A 20533-nucleotide genomic window follows, 5' to 3' on the forward strand; every position below is an offset into this window, starting at 1 on the left:
AGGTGTTGGCTGACTACGAGCCTAACTGCACAGTGGTGGCCAAATGCGTGCGGATGGATGTGCCAACGCCCATATTAGATGACGGGATATGGGCTTTTAGACGGCGCGAGGTGGTGTTCTAGGCACCACGTCAAATAGATATGTGTTTATAGAGTTTCGGAGCAAGTGACCTCACCCCAAGACACAGGACAACTCAGAATCGGAAAGTACCGGCGACACTAATGCCCAAGGAGGGTGTTTGCCATGAAGATGTCCAAGTTCACTGAAGAGCAGATCGCGTTTGCGCTGCATCAGGCCGATAAAGGCGTTTCGGCCGAACAGGTTTGCCGCAAGGTCGGTGTCTCACAGGCGACCTTCTATGCCTGGAAGAAGAAATACTCCAACTTGAGGACGAGCACAAAACTCAAGCAGCTTGTCGCTGATCTATCTCTGGACAAGGTCATGCTGTTGGACCAGCCAAGGTCACAGGAGAGTTGCCTGCCCTTGCGAGGCGGGAGGCTAGATTCACTAGGTCTGATTTGATCGTCGATCCCGCTCAATCGCTTTCCGGCTTTACTACTCAAGCGTAAGGTTGAAGCCTAGATCACTGCGGTGCTGAGACGAAAAAGCACCCCTACAACCCTATCGCTGAGCAGAGGAAGTCGCAGAGATGAAAAACGAACGTCTAGGCTTTTTCCAAGAGGTAGAGATTGGTACCACTTCGCCTTATAGAGGCATGAAGGGATCAGTGGTAGGTGTCACTGAAGAGGATGGCGTTATAAACGGCTATGCCATATTGGTCCATGCTGAAAGCCGCGTGCTTTACTTCGACAAGCACGAAGTGGCGCCTACAGGCCTACCGCGCTCGCGAGATAGTGTTGACTGAATGTTGGAGCCGCACAGCCCGGGAGTATCCGTATTTTCGTGGGCAAGGCGGTTAAGCAACTCTTACCCTCTGGCTTGCGTGAACCGATCACCGAACATGATGGCGAACTGGTTCATGGCGGACTTCCAATCGAATGCGGCGCGCACTGACTTGGCCAGCACATTGCGCAGTGCCAGCCATAGCAGCTTGATGGCGGCCTCATCGTTGGGGAAATGGCCTCGGGTCTTGATGATTTTACGCAGTTGCATATTCAGGCTCTCAATGGCGTTTGTGGTGTAGATCACGCGTCGAATCTCCGGCGCAAACACGAAGAACGGAATCACGTATTCCCAGGCGCGTTGCCAGGCCTGCACAATCGTCGGGTACTTGGCACCCCAGGGGCCATCGGCGAAGTCCTGCAAGGCCTGCTGCGCGGCCTGCTCGTTGGCCGCGGCATAGATTGGGCGCAGCGCAGCGGCAACCATCTTGCGATGCTTCCAGCCGGCGTAGTCCAGACTGTTGCGGATCAGGTGCACGATGCAGGTCTGTACGGTCGTTTTGGGATATGCCGTGTTGATGGCCTCGGCCAGGCCCTTCAAGCCGTCCACGACAGCGATCAGAATGTCCTGGCAGCCGCGCGTCTTCAGTTCGTTGAACACCTTGAGCCAGAACTTGGCGCCCTCGGTCTGCTCGATCCACAGGCCCAGCACGTCGCGCTGGCCGTCGGCCTGGATGCCCAGTGCGAGATACACCGCCTTGTTGCTGACCACGCCATCGCTGCGGATCTTGACGCGCAGGGCATCGAAGTACACCACCGGATACATCGCCTCGAGCGGGCGGCTCTGCCAGGCCAGCGTCTCGGCCATTACCTCGTCGGTGACCGAACTGATGAAGTCGGGCGAGACCTCGGTGCCGTAGCTCTCGGCCAGAAAGGCCTGGATCTCGCGCACGCTCATGCCGCGGGCGTACATCGCGATGATGCGCTCGTCGAATCCGGTAAAGCGCCGCTCGTGTTTGGGGATCAGGATCGGCTCGAAGCTGCCATCGCGATCGCGTGGCAACTCGACCCTGACCGGACCTCGGTCCGTGATGAGCGTCTTGCCACTAGCGCCATTACGCTCATTGGCCTGGCCCTCGGGTTTGGGCTGCCCGGGCGGGTAGCCCAGGTGCAGATTCATCTCGGCGCCCATGGCCCGCTCGATGACGGCCTTGTTGAAGGCCAGCATCAGATCCTGGACTTCGCTGGGCGTCATCGGCCCCTTGACCAGTTCGTCAAGCAGCCCCTCAGGCAAGGCAGGCAGCGGCCCACGGGCCGCTGCCTGGGAAGCAATGGTGCGTTTCTTCTTCATGGGCATATCCATGCGATTTACCTCTCATGATATGCCTCGCCCACAAAATTCCGGATAGGCTCCACAGCCCAAGCCTAGTGCCTAACCTCCACGACCACCCTCTCTTTACTGATCACTTTCAACATCTGATCGATCAGGCGGCGGTTTTCCTGGTCGAGGTTCGCATCCCATTCATCCAGTAGCAGGTACTGAATCCCTGCGTCTTGCGTTAGTAATTCTTCGATCAGCGCGCGGGCGCGTTGGCCGGTGGACAGATTGCTATGTGTGGCTTCCCAACAGAGTTGTGTATATGCCGCTGGCAGCAGGTACGTCTGCTCTGGAAAGGCCTGCTTGATTGCCAACAGCAGTGTGGACTTCCCCGCGCCATTGTCGCCGCGTATGGTCAGGCGGCCGCCACGACGTTCGCTCAGTGCGTCGCAAACGGTCTGGTAGTCGGTGACGGGCTCGTCGTTGATCGTCATCGTGCCAATCGGCGCGCGAGGAAGACCGTCGTGAGATATGGGGCTGAGAAAACCGAACAGGTATCTTAGACGCGCCGTGGCCGAGGTCCATTCGACCCACTCATAGACCAGAGCACTCAAAGAATTCAGGATGTGGAAGATACGTGTGAGGTTAACAATGATGGCGGCGATAATGCCCGCTTCAGGGCCCTGGCGTATTAGTAGCTCGTACAGGAGGTACGCCGTCGGAATCAAGGAGGCAAACGCAATGGCAATGTTTCCGAGCTGTTTATAGATCGACAAGCGCTGCGTCGCGGCGTAGTAGGCATCGCTGTTGGCGTCGAACTCCTTGCGCCACAGGCGGCTGTTGTAGCTGTTGCCTAGCACCATGTTGTCCCACGCTTTGTGCAGGGTGCCGCCATAGTTTGAATAACGCTGTTCAACGTCGATTGACAACGGCCTGACGAGCCGGGAGAGGCATGCCACCAGCCCTCCACTAAGCACCAGGCTGATCACATAGCCCAGCGCGATTTCTGCGGGGAGGATGACGCCAATGACAATGATGCTAAGCAGACTGTTAAGTGCAAGACTAAGAAAGTCGTGCGCTAATGATATGTAGGAGGAGATGGTCGAGAACGCGTTGCGCGAAATTGCTGAATCGAACGCCGCCTTGCGGTCGGCGCTGCGGTACGCCTCCAGCTTGCCGTAGACCGCCTGCGCCATGGAAAGACAAAACTTGCGGTGCACAGCGTTGATCCAGTGCTGTGTCGTGATGAACGATACACACCCAGGAACAAATGGCAGAATCATCGACAGGAAGTACAAGACCAGAGGCGTGGCATACGGCTGGTCCTGCTGAAATCGGCTGATCGTCTGCGTCAAGAAGTAGGCAGACGAGGCGACGAGCGATTGGTGCACGATCACGAGCAGGATCGTGGCGATGGCGGGCAGGTTGGCGAACACCCGCGCTCGGGGTTGAAGGGTAGAGCGTTTCATAGAGCGCGGCTTACGCCGAAGAAATTTTTTTTATTCTGTCAGAAGTCACAATGTCGCGCACTTGGTTAAGCAGGTCGCGCACGCGGGGAGACACGGGTGTCACGCCTTGGCGCAACAGCGCGGCGATTTGGTTTTCTACCGACTCCACGGATTGAGAGACTTGCGCGCAGATCTTGGCCGTTGGGGGATGCACTAAAGGAGCCGCAGGATGGCCCAGGCACTGCTCGCGGAACAGGATGATCTCGGTAGCGACGATAATGCTGTGAATGACCTTGTCCAACGGTCGAGGGGTTTTTAGCAACGCGGATTGTGCCCAGGTTTCCTGGTCGAGAATCACTGAGTAGTCGTAATGTCCGTAGCGATGTTCATCGATAAACAACGCATGGTGAGTCAGTTCATGGACCAGGAACTCGACGATATCGGGTACTCGGTAGCTGGTCTTCGGATTGGCCCAGATCACACCAATGGCCGATGAGGTGCTGCCACCTCGCGCCTCTTGCGACGGCATCAGAAAAATATCGGTGATCAGTAGATCGAACAGGTGCTTGTGCTGACGCGAAAGCGCCCCCAGACATTCCATCGCGGCAAGGAGCAGATCGGCTTTCTCTCGCGCATGGGGATCGCACGTTTGACTGATGACCTGATCCTGGTTCCTATCGTCGAGCAACGAAAGCGCATCGGAGGACAACATCCTGCAGAAAGCCGAGGCTTCGTTTGGGCCGACGATGAGGTTGACCGCCTGATATTGACCATCGATTTTGCGGCCCTGCAGATTCTCGAGAGCACGGGCATAGTTGACCCATAGCGTCGAGGCGTCGGAAATCTGCTTGGCCTGCAGCCCCGCCTTATGGCAGAACATCAAGACATTTTCGATATGGTGTTCAAGGGGAGACTGAAAGATCATGGTGTGAAGAATCCTCTGCGGGAGTGTGCCGCGCGCCCATGCCGCGCGCGGCGTATAAGGTCTATCAGTCCTCTTTCATCATGTCGTCATAGGCGATCATGCGCAGGGGCTTGGAGTCGTGTCCCCCGGGACACCACGGGCCATCGGGAAAATTATGCGCGATACCTGCGCCCTGCGAGGCGGAAACCGTTGCGATATGGGTTGCCTTTTGCTGGATAAGCTCGTTTAAGTTTGTCGCCGACACGGTGTTCTCCTTGGTTTGAGGTTTACTGCCGGCCTTGGCAGTAGCGCCATTGAACGTCAGTGCATGTCTGACTCGGCGGGGCAAGGCGCACAGGGCGAAAATATCGGACTAGGAAACGTCGATTCGTGTTTAACGCGCGAATTGCGCATTTTTGTCACTCTTCAATCATCGCGCCAGCGGCTACCATAGCGACATTGCATCGTTATTCGTAAACCTATGGCCTCTCGCTCTAGCTCAACTTCTTCTTCTGTCTCACAGCCGCTCAGGCAGCCTTTGTCTATGGTGATTCTGGCAGCGGCCGGCGCCGTACGCGCCGTCATGGAGGGCCGTTCTCTCAATGAGGCCTTGGGCGAGGTAAGCCCTTCCATCCGTCCCGCGACACAAGCCGTGGCGTTCCATACCATGCGCCAGTTGGGCTGGGCCAGCGCCGTGGGCAGCGGTCTGGTGCTGCGCTCGCCGGGTCCGCATTTCGATGCTTTATTGAATGTCGCTCTGTCTTTGCTGAAGGTCCCAGCCCCCGAGCAGGAAGGGGCGCAGGTGATGCCGGGCGCGCCCGTCTATGCCGCGCACACGGTGGTGAATCAGGCGGTCACCGCCGCCGCCGGGCAGCGCAATCTGGCTGCCTATAAAGGCTTGCTCAATGCCTGTCTGCGCCGCTATCTGCGCGAGCGCGACGCCATCGATGCGAAAGTCGCCGATCTGATCGAGGCGCGCTGGAACCATCCGCGTTGGTGGGTGGAACAGCTGCAGCAAGCTTACCCGGATCAGTGGGAGACGATTCTGACAGCTGCCAACGTGCCGCCGCCCATGACCTTGCGGGTCAATGTGCGTCGCGCCACCCCGGATCAGGTGCGTGAGGCGTTCGCGAAGGTGGGTATTGCTGCCGAGCCGGTGGGCGACGTCGGCCTGATGCTGGCCGAACCTAAGCCCGTGTCGCAGCTGCCGGGTTTTCTAGAGGGTTGGTGGTCGGTGCAAGACGCGTCGGCGCAGCGTGCCGCGACATTGCTAGGGGTGCGCGAAGGTGAGCGGGTGCTCGATGCATGCGCCGCGCCTGGGGGCAAGACGGCACACTTGCTCGAGAGTGCCGATATCGAGCTGATGGCCCTGGATTTTGATGCGGTGCGGCTTGCGCGCGTGGCCGACAACCTGAAACGCCTGGGCCTGCGTTCTGAAAAGGTCAGTCTGGTGACCGCCGATGCGGCCAACTTGGATGCGTGGTGGGACGGCCGGCCATTCGATGCGGTGCTGGCCGATGTACCGTGTACGGCTTCTGGTATCGTCCGGCGTCATCCCGATATCCGGTGGCTGCGGCGCGCGCCCGATATTGCGCGCACGGCAGCGCTGCAAACTCGGATTGTCGATGCCCTGTGGAAAACGGTGGCGCCGGGCGGCCGGTTGCTATATGTGACGTGCTCGGTGTTTCCCGAGGAAGGCGAGCGTCAAGCCGAGGCTTTCGCGCGCCGGCATGAAGACGCCGTGCGCCAGGACGCGCCGGGGCAGCTGCTGCCGGTGGCGGTTTCCGGGTCCGCGCAAGGCGAGCAGGACGGCTTTTTTTACGCTTTGTTTGCCAAGCAGCGCTGAATCCCGAAGAATAGCCGCAGTTTGCTTTTCTGCTACGGTTGCTAATGATGTCGCGCCTGTTATGTGGGTTGTTGCTGTGGTTTCTGGTGGGTCCATTCGGACTCGGGCAGGCGTATGCCCAAGATCCTCGGGTGACGAGGATCGAACCCACGATCGTCGAGGGCAAGCTGGAGCTGGATGCGGACATCGAGATCCAGCTCAATGAACAGTTGCGCGACGCCGCCGAACGGGGGCTGGCGCTGTATTTCACCGCCGATATCGTGATCAACCGGGAGCGATGGTGGTGGTTCGACGAGTCGGTGGTCAATACCAGCCGTACTTGGCGCGTGCAGTACAACGCGCTGACGCGCCAGTGGCGGGTGGCCATGGATAGCCTGAGTTTGCCGGTGTCGTCCCTGGACGAAGCCATGGGGATGGTGCGGCATATTCGGCACTGGGTGCTGGCCGATGTGGACCAGTTGGACCGGGAGGTGGCCTATCGTGGCCAGTTGCGGATGCGGCTGGACACCTCGCATCTGACCCGGCCATTTCAGGTCAATGCGCTCAATAGCAGCTCCTGGTCGTTGGAGACCCCGTGGGCCGATTTTTCGTTTGAGCTCGCCAAGCCCCGGGATCCCTCATGAGAATCTTTCTACGGCTGGCCCTGATCGTTGGCGCAATCAGCGGCCTGAGTCTATTGGGTCTGTTGGCCTGGTCGACCGCGAACGCCTCCCGCTTCGCCCAGTATTACGACATGTTGCTGGTGCTCAACGGCATCTTCGCGTTGGCCCTCTTTGTCTGGGTGGTGGCGCTGACTACGCGGCTGGTGCGGCAGATTCGGCGGCGCCAGTTCGGTGCGAGGTTGACAGCAAGATTTGCGTTGGCGTTTGCACTGATCGGGGTGGTGCCCGGCGCATTGATTTACATCGTGTCGGTGCAGTTCATGTCGCGCTCGATCGAGTCTTGGTTCAACGTACGGGTCGATAGTGCGCTGGAGTCGGGCCTCAATCTGGGCAGGGCGGCGTTGGACTCCTTGTTGGCAGACCTTGATGCCAAGGCGCGTTCCATGGCGTCGGAGCTGAACAACACCACGGAGACCGATATTCCGCTCACGCTGACGCGCTTGCGCGAATCCAGCGGGGTCGAGGATGTCATGGTGTTTACGGGCAGCGGACGGCTGGTGGCGTTTTCCACGCATCAGTATGGCCAGTTGCTCCCCGAAATGCCGCCGCCCACGGTCCTGAATCAACTTCGGCTGGGCCGGGGTTATTCCGCCGCCGAAGCCGAGGATACCGGGATGGCGGGCGGCAAGGAAACGCTGATCCTGCGCGTGGTGATTCCGTTGACGCCGGCGCAACGGTTCGACACATTGATGTCATCCGCGTCCGAGCCGCGCTGGTTGCAACTGGTGCAGCCCGTTCCCCAGCAGATCGCCGACAACGCCAATCGCGTCCAACAGGGCTTTCGCGATTATCAGGAATTGGCGCTCTCGCGCCTTGGACTGCGCAAGCTTTACGGCATTACCCTGACGCTGGCTCTGCTGCTGGCCGTCTTCGCGGCCATTGCGGTGGCGTTGTCGCTGTCCAAGCGTCTGGTGCGGCCGCTATTGCGGTTGGCGGCCGGGACACAGGCAGTCGGGGTGGGCGACTATCGCCCGCTGCCGGAACCGCCGGAACGCGACGAAGTCGGTCAGTTAACGCGGTCCTTCAACGCCATGACGCGGCAGTTGGAAGAAGCCCGCCGCATGGTCGAGAGCAATCGTCGGCAGTTGGAACGTTCCAATGTCTATCTGGAAAGCGTGCTGTCTAATCTGTCCTCCGGCGTGCTGGTGTTTGATGAAAGTTTTCGGGTCACCACGGTCAACCAGGGCGCGCAAGCGATTCTGCAGGCCGATTTGCGCGCTGTGATCGGGCGGCCGCTGGAGACGGTCGATGGCATGTTGGAGTTCATCCAAACCGTCCGGCAGGCGTTTGCCCAGCATGCCGCGGTGGGTTCGGAGCGATTGCATTGGCAGCAGCAGTTCGAGATTTCCCTGCCGCCGCCGCCCGATTCGCTGGAATCCGCGCAGGTGTTGACCTTGCTCGCGCGCGGTACGCATCTGCGCGTGGATGGTCGCGGTAATGGTTATCTGGTCGTCTTTGACGACATCACCGAGGTCATTTCGGCCAACCGCACCGTGGCATGGGGCGAAGTCGCCCGCCGCCTGGCGCACGAAATCAAGAACCCGTTGACGCCGATCCAGCTGTCGGCCGAACGGCTGGCCATGAAGCTCGCCGACCGTCTGGAACCCACCGACCGCCAAATGCTCGAGCGCTCCACCAATACGATCGTCAACCAAGTCGCCTCGCTCAAACAGATGGTGGACGATTTCCGCGAGTATGCCCGTACCCCGCCCGCGGTGATGCAGGTGCTCGATTTCAATGCGCTGGTGTCTGACGTGTTGGCGCTTTACGGCTGGGAGCCGGGCGAACGACACTCGGCTGCCGCGCGCCCGCTGGCGCCTGCATTGAATCTGGACGTCAGCCTGGCACAAGAGTTGCCGTACATCGAGGGCGATCCCACCCAGCTGCGCCAGGTCATTCATAACCTGCTGTCCAATGCGCGCGATGCGGTGGCGGAACTGGGCGAAATGGGCCGTGTGCAGGTCAAGACCCAGCTGCTTGGCGAGTCGGACGGCGCAGCCTATCCCGCAGTGCGATTCATCGTGTCCGACAATGGGCAGGGTTTTTCGCCTAAAGTCATGCAGCGCGCCTTCGAGCCGTACGTCACGACCAAGGCGCACGGGACTGGGTTAGGATTGGCAATTGTGCGTAAGATCGTGGAAGAGCATGGAGGCAAGATCGATCTGGGCAACCGCAAGGAAGGCGGCGCTCGCGTTTCGATCTTATTAACCCGCGTCGTGGCTAAGACTGCGACTATGGACGTGGCCCCGCAAGAACGGGATAATGCGGCTACGCAATAGGTGGAAGGTTTATGGCCAGAATTCTGGTGGTTGACGACGAAGTTGGCATTCGTGAACTTTTGTCGGAGATTCTTTATGACGAAGGTCACACGGTCGAGTTAGCCGAAAATGCGGCGCAGGCACGTGCCGCGCGGCTGCGTTCGCGCCCCGATCTGGTGCTTTTGGATATCTGGATGCCCGACACGGACGGGGTGAGCTTGCTCAAGGAATGGGGCTCGCAAGGTCTGTTGGACATGCCAGTCATCATGATGAGTGGTCACGCCACCATCGATACCGCCGTCGAAGCCACCCGTATTGGCGCCATGGACTTTCTGGAAAAGCCCATCACCTTGCAGCGATTGCTCAAGACGATCGCGACAGGTCTGGCGCGAGGACGCGCGGCACAAACCGCGCCTGTCACGACTCCCGCACCTGCCTTATCGCCGGCCATGCCGTCTGAGCCTGACCGCATGCCAGTCGTCTCGGCCGCCGCGCCGGTCAGCCGGCCGTTGCCCGTCGCGGAGCCCGCGCCCGCACAAAGCGGCCGGCTCGGTACTATCGCGCTGGATCAACCGTTGCGCGAGGCGCGGGATGAGTTTGAGCGGATTTACTTCGAATATCATCTGGCGCGCGAAAATAACAGCATGACGCGCGTATCCGAGCGCACGGGTCTTGAGCGTACCCACTTGTACCGCAAGCTCAAGCAACTGGGCATCGAATCGGCGCGCAAGCGTAACGCATGAAAATCCTCATCATGGGGGCCGGTCGCGTGGGCACAAGCGTGGCCGAGAACCTCGTGTCTGAGCAAAACGACATCACCGTGATCGACACCAATGTCGATCAACTGCGATATCTGCAGGAACGCCTGGATCTGCGCGTGGTGCACGGCGACGGCACCCAGGTGGCGGTGCTGGAGGCAGCCGGCGCGGCCGACACGGATCTGTTCGTGGCGTGTTCGGCGTCGGATTCGGCGAATATGGTCAGCTGCAAGATCACGCGGCAGCTTTTTAATGTCCCGCGCCGCATCGCGCGCATTCGCATCCCTGATTTCGAAGACCATCCTGAACTGATGGGCGACGAGGGCTTTTGCATCGATGCGCTGATCAGCCCCGAACGCAGCGTGACGGCGTATCTGCATAGCCTGATCGAGTTTCCCGAGGCGCTGCAAGTCGTGGAGTTCGCGGACGGCCGTATCAGCGTGGTGACGGTGCGCGTGGGGCATGGTAGCGCGATGGCGCATCATCCTATCGCGCAGCTGCGTGACGTGTGGCCGGATGTGTCGGCGCGCGTGGTCGATGTGGTGCGCGATGGGAGGCCCTTGCAGGCGGATCGCGGCACGGTCATCGCGCCGGGTGACGAGGTGGTGTTGGTGGTGGATTCGCGCCATGCACGGCGTGCCATTCGCCAGCTGCGCGAGGCGGAAAAATCCGTGCATCGCGTCATGATCGCGGGCGGCGGCAATATCGGTCTGCGTCTGGCGCGCCAGCTGGCGAAGGAAAACTACAGTGTGCGCATCATCGAACATGATCTCAAGCGCTGCGAATATTTGGTCGCCGAACTGCCCCATAACGTGCTTGTGCTCCATGGTAGCGGCACCGACGAGGAACTGCTCGAGCGTGAGAACATCGGCGATATGGATACGTGGCTGGCGCTCACCAGCGACGACGAAGACAACATCATGTCCTCGCTGCTGGCCAAGCGCCTGGGCGCTCGCAAGGTGATCGCGCTGATCAACCGGCCCGCGTATGGCGAACTCATGCAGGGTAGCCACATCGATATCGCGGTTTCGCCCGCGCAGGCCACGATGAGCGAATTGCTGCGTCACGTGCGGCGTGGCGATATCGTCGTGGCGCATCGTTTGCGCCAAGGTGTCGCCGAAGCCATCGAAGCCGTCGCGCATGGCGATCGGAGCAGCTCAAAAGTCGTGGGACGCACGGTGGGCAGTATCCGTTTGCCCAAAGGCGCCAGTATCGGCGCGCTGGCACGTGGTGACGAGATCATCATGCCGGACGACGATACGATTATTCAGACAGACGATCATGTGATCGTATTCGTGCCTTCACGCCAAATGATGCCGCGCGTGGAAAAGCTCTTCCAAGTCTCGGCGTCGTTTTTCTAAGCTCGGAATCCTGTTCCCATCATGTACGCGCTGGCCAGCTTCCTTTCTTTCCCGGTTGCGGTATGAAGCGGCTGCTGGCGACCTTTTACGTGGCGGGTCTGACCATGGTGGTGTTCTCGCTCACCATGCTGTTGCCGCTGGGGATGGCGTATCTGGGCGATGATGCCGGGCTGACCGCCTTTATCGATGGATTTCTGCTGGCGTTTGGCGGAGGCGGGGTGTTCTGGCTGGCGACGCATCGCGGGCGCAGCGAGCTGCATGCGCGCGACGGGTTTTTGCTGGTGTCGCTGGTGTGGACGCTGCTGCCGTTGCTGGCTGCGATCCCGTTTCTGATTTATTTCCACCGCGCCGACGTGCCGCTATCGTTTACCGACGCGTATTTCGAGGCCATGTCCGGGTTGACGACCACGGGCGCCACGGTGCTGACCGGACTGGACAACTTGCCGCCGTCGATCAATCTGTGGCGGGCCACGCTGGTGTGGATCGGCGGGCTGGGCATCTTGGTGCTGGCCGTGGCGATTCTGCCTTTGCTGGGGGTGGGGGGACATCAGGTGGTCAGGGCCGAGACCCCTGGCCCGATGAAGGACGAGCGGTTGACGCCGCGTATCGCCAGTACCGCCAAGGCCTTGTACGCCGTTTATGCCGGCCTGTCCATGCTGTGTCTGTTCGCGTATCGCGCCGTCGGGATGTCTTGGTTTGACGCCTGGTGCCATACGGCAACCACGATGGGTCTGGGCGGGTTTTCGACCAAGGATGCGGGGTTCGCCTACTTCAATTCCGTGTCGGTGGAAATCGTCGCGATGGTGTTCATGACCTTGGCCGGCATCAATTTCGCGACGCACTTTAACGCCTTGCGCCAGGGAAGTTTGAGGGCCTATCGCGACTGCCCTCAGACCGTTCCTTATCTCACCATCATGCTTGGCGCCGGTCTGGCGATCTCCGCGTATCTTTATTTTCGGGGCGTCTATCACGACCCGCTTCAAGCGCTGCGCTATGGCATGTTCCATACGATCTCCGTGGCGACGACCACGGGTTATGCGAGCGCGGATTACGGGACATGGCCTTTGATCGCGCCGTTGACGATGTTGCTGCTGGCGGCGTTCGTGACCTCGGCGGGATCGACGGGAGGCGGCATCAAGATGGTCCGTGCGCTGCTGCTGGTGCGACAGGTGCGTAATGAGTTGGTGGTGATGCTGCATCCCAATGCCGTCAGTCCGATCCGGATGGGCGGCCGCCTCGTGGAGCAGCGCGTGATGGCCTCGGTGCTGGCCTTCATGATGGTGTATGCGTTGTCGATCGGGCTTTTCACCAGCCTGATGTTGATCTCCGGGCTGGAGCCTATTACGGCCTTTACTGCCGTAGTCGCCAGTCTCAACAACACGGGACCAGGACTGGGACCCGTGGGTCCGATGGGCAATTACGCCATCTTGACCGACTTCCAGACCTGGGTCTGTACGTTTGCAATGTTAATTGGACGTTTGGAATTATTAACGGTCGTCGTCCTCTTCACGCCCATGTTTTGGCGTAAGTGAGCCAAGTTACGGCATGACGTCTTTCGTCATATGTAAGCCGTGCATCCGTCGGATTTTTCTTCCGCTGCGGCCCGTACAGCCATGCCGCCGCCCCAAACCCCGCGAAAATAATGGCTTTCCGGTGCATGCTCTCTCCGCAGCCGCACATTGGCTCGCTAGTGTGCGCTCACTGCGCCGTCTGTCACAGATGAAAACGTGCAGACGTGGGAGGTTGCAGATAAATGTCACGATTTAGACGCTTTCTGGCGCAATTATGCGGCTATCATGGGCTCATAAGACGCCATCTAGCGCCACCCCGGGAGGTTGCCGGGCTTCCAGGCCGAATGGCGCATCCCTACAACTAAATAAGGAGTCAGAGATGGATCAAATTCCGTTCGTCTCGTCCGCCTCGAATTCGCTCGGCATTGAGTTGGAACTGCAGCTCATCAACCCACGTACTTTTGATTTGACTGCTGCCGCGGACGAATTACTGGTGCAACTGAGCAATCACCCTCTCGTGGATCGGATCAAACCCGAGATCACGCGTTCAATGATTGAGTTGAACTCGTCGGTGCATGAACATCCCGTCGGCCTGCTGGCTGAGATGCGTGAAATGCGCGACGTCTTATGCGAGGCCGCCGACGCGGTAGGTGTCTCGGTCGCGGGTGGCGGCGCGCATCCCTTTATGCGCTGGCAGGACCGTTCGATTTCCGATACGCCGCGTTTTCAGTATCTGGCCGAAATGTATGGCTATCTGGCACGGCAGTTCACGGTGTTTGGGCAGCATATCCATCTGGGTGTGAGCTCGGGCGACGCCGCGGTCCGGATGGTGCAGGGCTTGTCTCCCTATATTCCCCATTTCATTGCGTTGTCGGCGTCTTCGCCCTATTACGAGGGCGTGGATACGCTTTTCTCATGCTGCCGGCTCAACGCGGTCAGCAGTTTCCCGCTGGCTGGCCATATGCCGCCGGAGGTGACTGACTGGTATCAGTTCGAGGCTTATATGGCGCAACTGCGTCATAGCGGTTTGGCCGAGAGCATCAAGGATCTTTACTGGGATGTGCGCCCCAAGCCTGAATTCGGGACGGTGGAAATCCGGGTCTGCGATACGCCCCTCACAGTGGAACGCGCGTGCCAGCTGGCGGCGTTTGCACAAGCGCTCTCGGTGTTGGTGACGCGCGAACCCCAGCCGGCGACGAGCGCATGGCTGGCCTATCGTAGCAATCACTTCCAGGCTTGCCGGTTTGGCTTGCAAGGCAGCTATGTCACAGCGGGCGGAGAGCGCGTGCGTTTGATCGACCATGCCAGAGAGCTGTTCCGCAAGCTCGAGCCGATCGCCGAGGAACTCGGCACGGGCGACATGCTTAGCCAGTTGCGCGACGAGGCACTGCGCAATGGCAATGATGCGCGCTGGCTGCGCGGTCAGTTCCACCGCGTGCGGGATTTGCCGACGGTGGTGGAATCCATGACGCGAGTCTGGCGCGGCGAGCGCGATGTCAGCGCATCGACGGAAGTGCCGCGCCGCCGTATCCGCGCGACGTCAGTGCCGATGATGGGCGATGTTCAAGCGCTGGCCACGCCAGAGCCCGGGCTGAACGCCGGCTGGAACGCCGACAGGTTGCATTAAGCGGGTCAGCTTGGGCGTGGCTCAGCCGCCGGCACGGCGGCCGCCGATCGCGCTCACCGACAACCGGGTCTCGTTCGGAGCGGCCCGGCGGGCTGCGGCACGCCACGCATGACCGTAGGACACCTCTATTGTCAGGGGAATCACGCCATCGGCGTTGCGCTGCGCTTCGAGCGCGGCGTGCAGGCGGTGTAGCCAATCGCGTCCGACCAAGCCGCCGCGTCGCTCGCGCGCAGGGTTGCCGCCCAGCGCGCGCACGTCTTCGAGTAGGCGCTGCGGGGTGCGGTAAGTCAGCGTCAGCGTTTCCTGATCCATGACCGGATCCGAAAAACCGTTTTCCACGAGCAAGTCGCCGAAGTCGTGCATATCGACGAACGAAGGTGTGGCGGTGCGCAAACCGGCGTCGACCAACGCCTGTCGCAGTTCGCGTAGCGTGGCCGGCCCGAGACAGGAGAACATGGCCAAGCCGCCGACCTTGAGCACGCGTCTCCACTCGCCCAGTACGGCGTGGGGGGCAGGGTGCCAGTGCATGGCGAGGTTGGACCACACCAGGTCCAGGGTTTCGGGAGCGAGGCCGGTCTCGGCCAGGTCAGCTTGCAGGAATTGAGGCGCGGCTTGACCGCGCCCTACCAGTTTGTTCAACCAAGCTGACATGCCGCCGGGCGCATGGCGCGCGCGGGCGTGGGCGAGCAATGCCGCGCTCAGGTCCAGGCCGGTGTAGGCGGCGTCTGGATATCGTTCGCGCAGCAAAGGCAGGTTGTCACCCGCGCCGCAGCCGGCGTCCAGCAAGGCGGCGGGTTGCAGGCGGATGTACTGCAAGCGACCGAGCATGCGGCGTGCGATCTCGCCATAGAGGAACTGAGCCTCGGACAAATCCCCACGGCGCGAAAACTGTAGCGCGACGTGCGCGGGCACGAGCGGCAAGGTCGGGGGAGCGCTGGAAGAAGGGTGTGACATGAATGTCGCGCTACCGGTGGGCAGCGCCGAAAATCGTGGTGTGATGATGCTGTTCAGTTAAAAGGAACAGCGGGAATGCTATCCATTATTGCCGATTCGCGGAGGATGTTCTTTTGGCGTCGTGTCGTGCGAGGGTGGCGGAACTGGATTCCCACGGATTGTCCGCTATGTGAAGGCAAGGCTGCGGGAGCGCGGCTCTGTCCGGGATGCGCGCATGACATCACGCAGTCAATGCGTGAGGCAGGCCCGCGATGCGCGCGGTGTGCTCAGCGGGGCACGCTGGTTTGCCGCGCGTGCGCGGCGATGACTCCGAACTTCGAGCGTGTCATCGCGGCGTTCGATTATGAGGCGCCGTTTGATAGCTTGATCGCGCGGTATAAAACCGAGCATCGTTTCGGCCTGAGCACTACGCTTGCCCATTTGCTTGCGCAGGCCGTGGCACGGGCGGGCGGCTTGAGCCCACGGCAAGGACCTATATCCGCTTCAGCTACCGTTCTAGTGCCCATACCTTCCAGCGCAGCATCATTGCGCCGGCGCGGATTTAACCCCGCTGGCGAATTGGCGACGAGTCTTGGCGCTGAACTTCACCTGCCGGTGCGACGGGATGTATTGCGTCGCCGACGCGAGGGGCCGCGTCAGGCTTACAGTGGCCGCGCCGCGCGGCATTTGGCGGCGCAAGGCCTGTTCGAGACGGTGGGGCGTCTGGACGGCTGGTCTGTGGGCTTGGTCGATGACGTCATGACGACGGGAGCGACGGTCAATGCGGCGTCCGCGGCATTGCTAAGCGCGGGGGCCGCGCGTGTCGTGGTCCTGGTGGCGGCGCGCACGCCCTGGCGTCAGCCACAGACAGCTAGGGTCGAGGCTGCCGCACACCAATAGTGGCAGTATCTTCGCAAAGCGGTAAAGATCACTTTGGGGTACGTGGTGCTGGCCAAGGGCGCCAGGCGCCGGTCCCTGGCAAAATAACGGCTTCGCGCGCCGCATGGGCGGCTGCGCCAGGATGAAATTCATGTTCCACGTCGTACTTGTCTGCCCCGAAATTCCGCCGAATACCGGCAACGTCATCCGTTTGTGCGCCAACACGGGCGCCCAGCTGCATCTGGTGCGGCCACTGGGATTCGATTTGGATGACGCGCGGTTAAAGCGCGCGGGACTGGACTATCACGAGTGGCAGCCGGTGCAGGTCCATGACTCGCTCGACGAGGCCTTGGCCGCGACCGGTGCTCCGCGAGATCGGTGTTTCGCCCTGACCACCCGCGCGCACCGCACGGTGGCCGAGGTGGCGTTTACGCCCGGCGATGTATTTGTGTTCGGCCGGGAGACTGCCGGTTTATCGGCCGAACAGCTGGCCACGTTCGGCGAGGACGAGCGCATCCGTTTGCCGATGCGGCCCGGGCAGCGCAGTCTGAATCTATCGAACGCCGTGGCGATCACGGTGTTCGAAGCTTGGCGGCAGAACGGCTATGCCGGGGGCGTCTGAGCGGACGCCCCGAATCAGCGATCAATCCAGCGACAAGCCCAAGCGCTTGATCACCGCATTCCAGTTTGCCTGATCCTTGCGAATACGTTCGGTCAGCTCGGCCGGCGTGGACGGCGCGGCGGTGAAGTATTGCTTGGCCAGCTGCTCGCGCACGGTGTCGCTGTTAATGATCTGCGCCAGTTCGCGATTCAAGCGCTCCACAATGGGCGCGGGTGTGCCGGCCGGGGCCAGGATCGCGTTCCACGAGATGGCTTCAAAGCCGGGATACCCTTGCTTGTCCATCGTCGGGATGCCGGGCAGCGAGGGGCTGGGTTCCAGGCTGGTGATGGCCAGGGCTTTCACTTTACCGCTTTGCACTTGGGGCATGGCAATCGCGGGGACCATGAAGCCTGCTTGCACGTCGCCGGCGATGATGGCGCTGATCACTTGCGGGAAACCGGAATAGGGGATTTGCTCCAGCTCGATGCCGGCCTCGCTTTTGAACATTTCCATGGCCAGGTGGGCGGAACTGCCAGGTCCGACCGAGCCATAGTTCAGCGCGCCTTGACGTTCGCGGGCGAGTTTGACGAAGTCCTCCACGTTCTCGACGGGTAGCGCTGCCGGCACCGTCAGCACGTTGGGGCTGGTGGCAACCAGGGTGATGGGCTGCAAATCCGTCAGCGGGTCGTAGCCCAGCGTGTTTTTGTACAGCTCGGGCGCGGTGACGAGCGGGCCATTGATGGTGTAGACGAGCGTGTAGCCATCCGGCGTGCCCTTGGCGACCATGCGGGTGCCGATGTTGCCGCCTGCGCCCGGCTTGTTATCCACGACGATGGGTTGACCCAGGGCCTTTGACAGGGGGTCGGCGATGGTGCGCGCGAGCAGGTCCGGAGAGGAACCGGGCGGGTAGGGCACGACCACGTGAATGGGGCGCTCGGGCCATTCCGCCTGCGCGGCGGCGGGCACCAGCGCGGCGCCCAAGAGGAAAACGAGGCCGCGCAACGCGGCACCGATACGTGATGATCGGGCGATGGACATGTTGGACTCTTTCTAGTCGATAGAGGGGTAAAGAAGCGTAGCGCACTCGCGGTCGCGCGTGTGCATCGGGAATCAGGTTTCCAGGCGGGCTTCGCGCGCCAGGAGCGCAGAGACGGCGGTAACAGGAGCGACGCCGTCGAACAGCACGGCGCAGACGGCCTCGGTGATGGGCAGCTCGACGCCGAGCGACTGGGCACGCTGCAGGGCGGCGCGCGCGCAGCGCACCCCCTCGGCAGTCATGCCACTGGCGAGGATGTCGGCGAGCTTGCGTCCGGCGCCGATTTCCAGCCCCACGCGCCGATTGCGCGAGAGTTCGCCGGTCGCGGTCAGAACTAAATCGCCCAAGCCGGTCAGGCCGGCAAAGGTTTCGGGTTGAGCGCCTAGCGCCACGCCGAATCGGCTCATTTCTGCCAGGCCGCGCGTGATCAGCGCGGCACGGGCGTTGGTGCCCAGCGCCAGGCCGTCGGCAATGCCGCAAGCCACGGCGATGACGTTTTTCAGCGCGCCGCCGAGTTCGACGCCGACGATGTCCGTGCTGGAATACACGCGTACGGCGCCGCCATGCAAAGCCGTGGTGGTGGCAAGTCGGACATTTTCATGGACGCTGGCGACAGTCAGCGCCACGGGCAGACCTTGCGCGACTTCGCGTGCGAAGGACGGCCCTGACAAGACGCCGCCCGGGATGCCGGCGTGGCCCAAGGTCTCCACCACCATTTCATGCGGAAGGCGGGCCGTTTCGGCCTCGAACCCCTTACAGGTCCAGACGACCGGGACGTTGTGTAAATTCAGCGCGGTTAAGCGGTTGGCCAGTTCGCGGCAGATACTATCGAGGCCGGCCACGGGCACACCGAGGATGATCAGCGATTGCTCGGGCGCGGCGGCCAGCGGCGCAAGAGCCGCGTCCAGCTCGTGCGTGATTGCCAACGAACCGGGCAAGGCGATATCGGGGAGATAGCGCGCGTTTTCGTGCGATTGCGCCATTGCCTGCGCCTGTGCGGCGTCACGCGCCCACAGGGTAGTCAGATGGCGGCGGCTGGCCGCGGCGGCCAGCGCCGTGCCCCAGCTGCCCGCACCGAGAACGGCGATGTTCAGAGGAACAGACGGCGGGGTCATGGCGACAGCGGGATTATTGGCGAGTTGCGCCCGGGGGCAGGATGATGCCCGAATCCGCGCCGTTGGCGTTGCCTTGTTGTTGCTGCTGCTGCGCCAGCTCGGCGATGCGCTGCTCGTACAAGGCCTGGAAGTTCACTTCGGCCAGGTGCAGGGCGGGCAGCGAGGTGCGCGTGATCGCATCGGCGATGTTGGCGCGCAGGTAGGGATACAGCATGGTCGGGCACACGATGCCCAACAGCGGATCCATTTGCTCGGCCGGGATGTTGGCCAGTTCAAAGATACCGGCTTGCGTGCCTTCGACCAGGTACATGACCTTGTCGTTGACGCGGGTGGTGACGGTGGCGGTCACGGTCGATTCGAAAATCGTTTCGGCCAGACGCTGACCGCCCACGTTGATGCTGACCTCGACTTGCGGCTGTTCTTGTTCCAGGAACACGTGCGGGGCGTTGGGCATTTCCACAGACAGGTCTTTCAGGTAGACGCGCTGCATGTTGAACGCAGGGGCTTGTTCGCCTGTCTGCTGGGTGTTTTGATCCTGTTCAGCCATGAGTAATTCCGGTTAGGAGTGAGCAAATAGAAAGGCTTTCGGCGCGGGCCGTCAGCCGTTGAGCAGGGGCACGAGGCCACCCGAGCGGTCCAGCGCGATGAGGTCATCGCAGCCACCCACATGTTTTTCGCCGATAAAGATCTGCGGCACGGTGCGGCGACCGGTGCGCTCGATCATGACGTCGCGCTGGGCGGGATCCTGATCGATGTGGATGATCTCCAGGTCCGTCACGCCGCGTTCGGTCAGCAAGGCCTTGGCGCGCGAGCAGTAGGGGCAGTAATCCTTGGCATACATCACGACTTTGGTCATGCGAGGCTCCTTAAGGTTTCTGGGTGACGGGCAGGCCGGCTCCGGTCCAGGCACGCATGCCGCCTTCGAGAACAGAGACGTCGGCAAAGCCCAGGGCGCGCAGACGAGCAGCAATGCGATTGGAATCGCGGCCCGTTTCGCAAACGAGCAATAGCGGCTTGTTTTTCGGCAGCGCGCTGGCTTTTTGCTCGATTTCGGCAGCTGGCAAGCTGCGTGCCTGTGCGATATGTCCGGCGCGGAATTGTTCGGCGGGGCGCACATCGACCCAAACCCCTTGGCGTTGGTTGATCAGCTGAATGGCTTCGGCCGTGGACAGGCCCTTGCCGCCACGGCCTTTACGCAGCGACGGGAACGCCAACAGCACGCCGGAGACCACGGCGACCGCGACGATGAAAATGTTTTCTTTAGCTACCAAGAATTGCAGAAGATCCACAGAGGTTCCTCAAAGGGAGACGAGCTAGCACAATACGCAGCACTCGTCGGAAACGGCGAGCCTGATCGGGACCCGCATCATACTGGGTTCACGGCAAAGCGCCATAGGCGCGCGCCGGACCCCGGTTGGCGACGGGAAAAACCAG

At 61.3% G+C, this 20533-nt stretch carries 19 protein-coding genes and 1 pseudogene; 10 read left to right on the forward strand and 10 right to left on the reverse strand.

Annotation, left to right across the window (positions count from 1 at the left end; all coding sequences use genetic code 11):
* Positions 1-243: 243 nt before the first annotated feature.
* A pseudogene (locus tag GOQ25_RS07805) lies at positions 244-468 on the forward strand (transposase); the annotation flags it as partial.
* 459 nt (positions 469-927) lie between these two features.
* Here GOQ25_RS07805 and GOQ25_RS07810 read toward each other — a convergent pair.
* From GOQ25_RS07810 to GOQ25_RS07825, 4 genes are all read right to left on the reverse strand, one after another.
* A complete protein-coding gene (locus tag GOQ25_RS07810) occupies positions 928-2199 on the reverse strand; it encodes an IS256 family transposase (RefSeq protein WP_370519923.1) in 1272 nt (423 codons plus the stop codon).
* A gap of 68 nt (positions 2200-2267) precedes the next feature.
* The gene (locus GOQ25_RS07815; RefSeq protein ID WP_160349899.1) at positions 2268-3629 is read right to left on the reverse strand and encodes a hypothetical protein; all 1362 of its coding nucleotides are present in this window, start codon (positions 3627-3629) and stop codon (positions 2268-2270) included.
* A 10-nt stretch (positions 3630-3639) separates the two neighbouring features.
* Positions 3640-4533 (reverse strand): HEXXH motif-containing putative peptide modification protein, encoded by an 894-nt coding sequence (locus GOQ25_RS07820; protein WP_160349900.1) that lies wholly within the window; start codon positions 4531-4533, stop codon positions 3640-3642.
* A gap of 64 nt (positions 4534-4597) precedes the next feature.
* Entirely contained in the window at positions 4598-4777 is a 180-nt protein-coding gene (locus GOQ25_RS07825) for a hypothetical protein (RefSeq protein ID WP_160349901.1), read from the reverse strand.
* 279 nt (positions 4778-5056) lie between these two features.
* Here GOQ25_RS07825 and rsmB point away from each other — a divergent pair, with 279 nt between their 5' ends.
* The 7 genes from rsmB (at position 5057) to GOQ25_RS07860 (ending at position 14535) form a co-directional block, all read left to right on the forward strand.
* Positions 5057-6358 carry a 16S rRNA (cytosine(967)-C(5))-methyltransferase RsmB gene (gene rsmB, locus GOQ25_RS07830; RefSeq protein ID WP_370519920.1) on the forward strand — a complete coding sequence of 434 codons (1302 nt, stop codon included), beginning with the start codon at positions 5057-5059 and terminating at the stop codon, positions 6356-6358.
* 44 nt (positions 6359-6402) lie between these two features.
* A complete protein-coding gene (locus GOQ25_RS07835; protein WP_160349903.1) occupies positions 6403-6981 on the forward strand; it encodes a DUF4390 domain-containing protein in 579 nt (192 codons plus the stop codon).
* Complete coding sequence (locus GOQ25_RS07840) at positions 6978-9299, forward strand: ATP-binding protein (RefSeq protein ID WP_160349904.1); 2322 nt, start codon at positions 6978-6980, stop codon at positions 9297-9299. The genes GOQ25_RS07835 and GOQ25_RS07840 overlap by 4 nt, the downstream gene beginning before the upstream one ends.
* 11 nt (positions 9300-9310) lie before the next feature.
* Positions 9311-10021 (forward strand): response regulator, encoded by a 711-nt coding sequence (locus GOQ25_RS07845; RefSeq protein ID WP_160349905.1) that lies wholly within the window; start codon positions 9311-9313, stop codon positions 10019-10021.
* Entirely contained in the window at positions 10018-11397 is a 1380-nt protein-coding gene (gene trkA / locus GOQ25_RS07850) for a Trk system potassium transporter TrkA (RefSeq protein WP_160349906.1), read from the forward strand. The genes GOQ25_RS07845 and trkA overlap by 4 nt, the downstream gene beginning before the upstream one ends.
* Positions 11398-11459: 62 nt before the next feature.
* Complete coding sequence (locus GOQ25_RS07855; RefSeq protein ID WP_160349907.1) at positions 11460-12929, forward strand: TrkH family potassium uptake protein; 1470 nt, start codon at positions 11460-11462, stop codon at positions 12927-12929.
* A gap of 358 nt (positions 12930-13287) precedes the next feature.
* A complete protein-coding gene (locus tag GOQ25_RS07860) occupies positions 13288-14535 on the forward strand; it encodes a YbdK family carboxylate-amine ligase (protein WP_160349908.1) in 1248 nt (415 codons plus the stop codon).
* A 21-nt stretch (positions 14536-14556) separates the two neighbouring features.
* Here the strand turns inward: GOQ25_RS07860 and GOQ25_RS07865 are convergent, their stop codons facing one another.
* Positions 14557-15489 carry a methyltransferase domain-containing protein gene (locus GOQ25_RS07865; RefSeq protein WP_160349909.1) on the reverse strand — a complete coding sequence of 311 codons (933 nt, stop codon included), beginning with the start codon at positions 15487-15489 and terminating at the stop codon, positions 14557-14559.
* Positions 15490-15792: 303 nt separating this feature from the next.
* Here GOQ25_RS07865 and GOQ25_RS07870 point away from each other — a divergent pair, with 303 nt between their 5' ends.
* Together GOQ25_RS07870 and GOQ25_RS07875 are read left to right on the forward strand one after the other, a co-directional pair.
* Positions 15793-16368 carry a ComF family protein gene (locus tag GOQ25_RS07870; RefSeq protein ID WP_236844518.1) on the forward strand — a complete coding sequence of 192 codons (576 nt, stop codon included), beginning with the start codon at positions 15793-15795 and terminating at the stop codon, positions 16366-16368.
* Between the two features lie 130 nt (positions 16369-16498).
* Complete coding sequence (locus GOQ25_RS07875) at positions 16499-16969, forward strand: tRNA (cytidine(34)-2'-O)-methyltransferase (RefSeq protein WP_160349911.1); 471 nt, start codon at positions 16499-16501, stop codon at positions 16967-16969.
* A gap of 21 nt (positions 16970-16990) precedes the next feature.
* Here the strand turns inward: GOQ25_RS07875 and GOQ25_RS07880 are convergent, their stop codons facing one another.
* The 5 genes from GOQ25_RS07880 to GOQ25_RS07900 all read right to left on the reverse strand — a co-directional run bounded on the left by GOQ25_RS07880 (position 16991) and on the right by GOQ25_RS07900 (position 20388).
* On the reverse strand, positions 16991-17986 hold the full coding sequence (locus GOQ25_RS07880) for a tripartite tricarboxylate transporter substrate binding protein (protein ID WP_160349912.1): 996 nt from the start codon (positions 17984-17986) through the stop codon (positions 16991-16993).
* Positions 17987-18058: 72 nt separating this feature from the next.
* On the reverse strand, positions 18059-19099 hold the full coding sequence (locus GOQ25_RS07885; RefSeq protein ID WP_160349913.1) for an NAD(P)H-dependent glycerol-3-phosphate dehydrogenase: 1041 nt from the start codon (positions 19097-19099) through the stop codon (positions 18059-18061).
* Positions 19100-19112: 13 nt separating this feature from the next.
* On the reverse strand, positions 19113-19646 hold the full coding sequence (gene secB / locus GOQ25_RS07890; protein ID WP_160349914.1) for a protein-export chaperone SecB: 534 nt from the start codon (positions 19644-19646) through the stop codon (positions 19113-19115).
* 51 nt (positions 19647-19697) lie between these two features.
* Positions 19698-19955: a glutaredoxin 3 gene (gene grxC / locus GOQ25_RS07895; RefSeq protein WP_160349915.1), complete on the reverse strand. Its 258-nt coding sequence runs from the start codon at positions 19953-19955 to the stop codon at positions 19698-19700.
* Positions 19956-19965: 10 nt separating this feature from the next.
* Positions 19966-20388: a rhodanese-like domain-containing protein gene (locus GOQ25_RS07900; protein ID WP_160349916.1), complete on the reverse strand. Its 423-nt coding sequence runs from the start codon at positions 20386-20388 to the stop codon at positions 19966-19968.
* Positions 20389-20533 lie beyond the last annotated feature (145 nt).

This window comes from Bordetella sp. 15P40C-2 (assembly GCF_009763235.1).
Taxonomy (GTDB): Bacteria; Pseudomonadota; Gammaproteobacteria; order Burkholderiales; family Burkholderiaceae_B; genus Bordetella_A.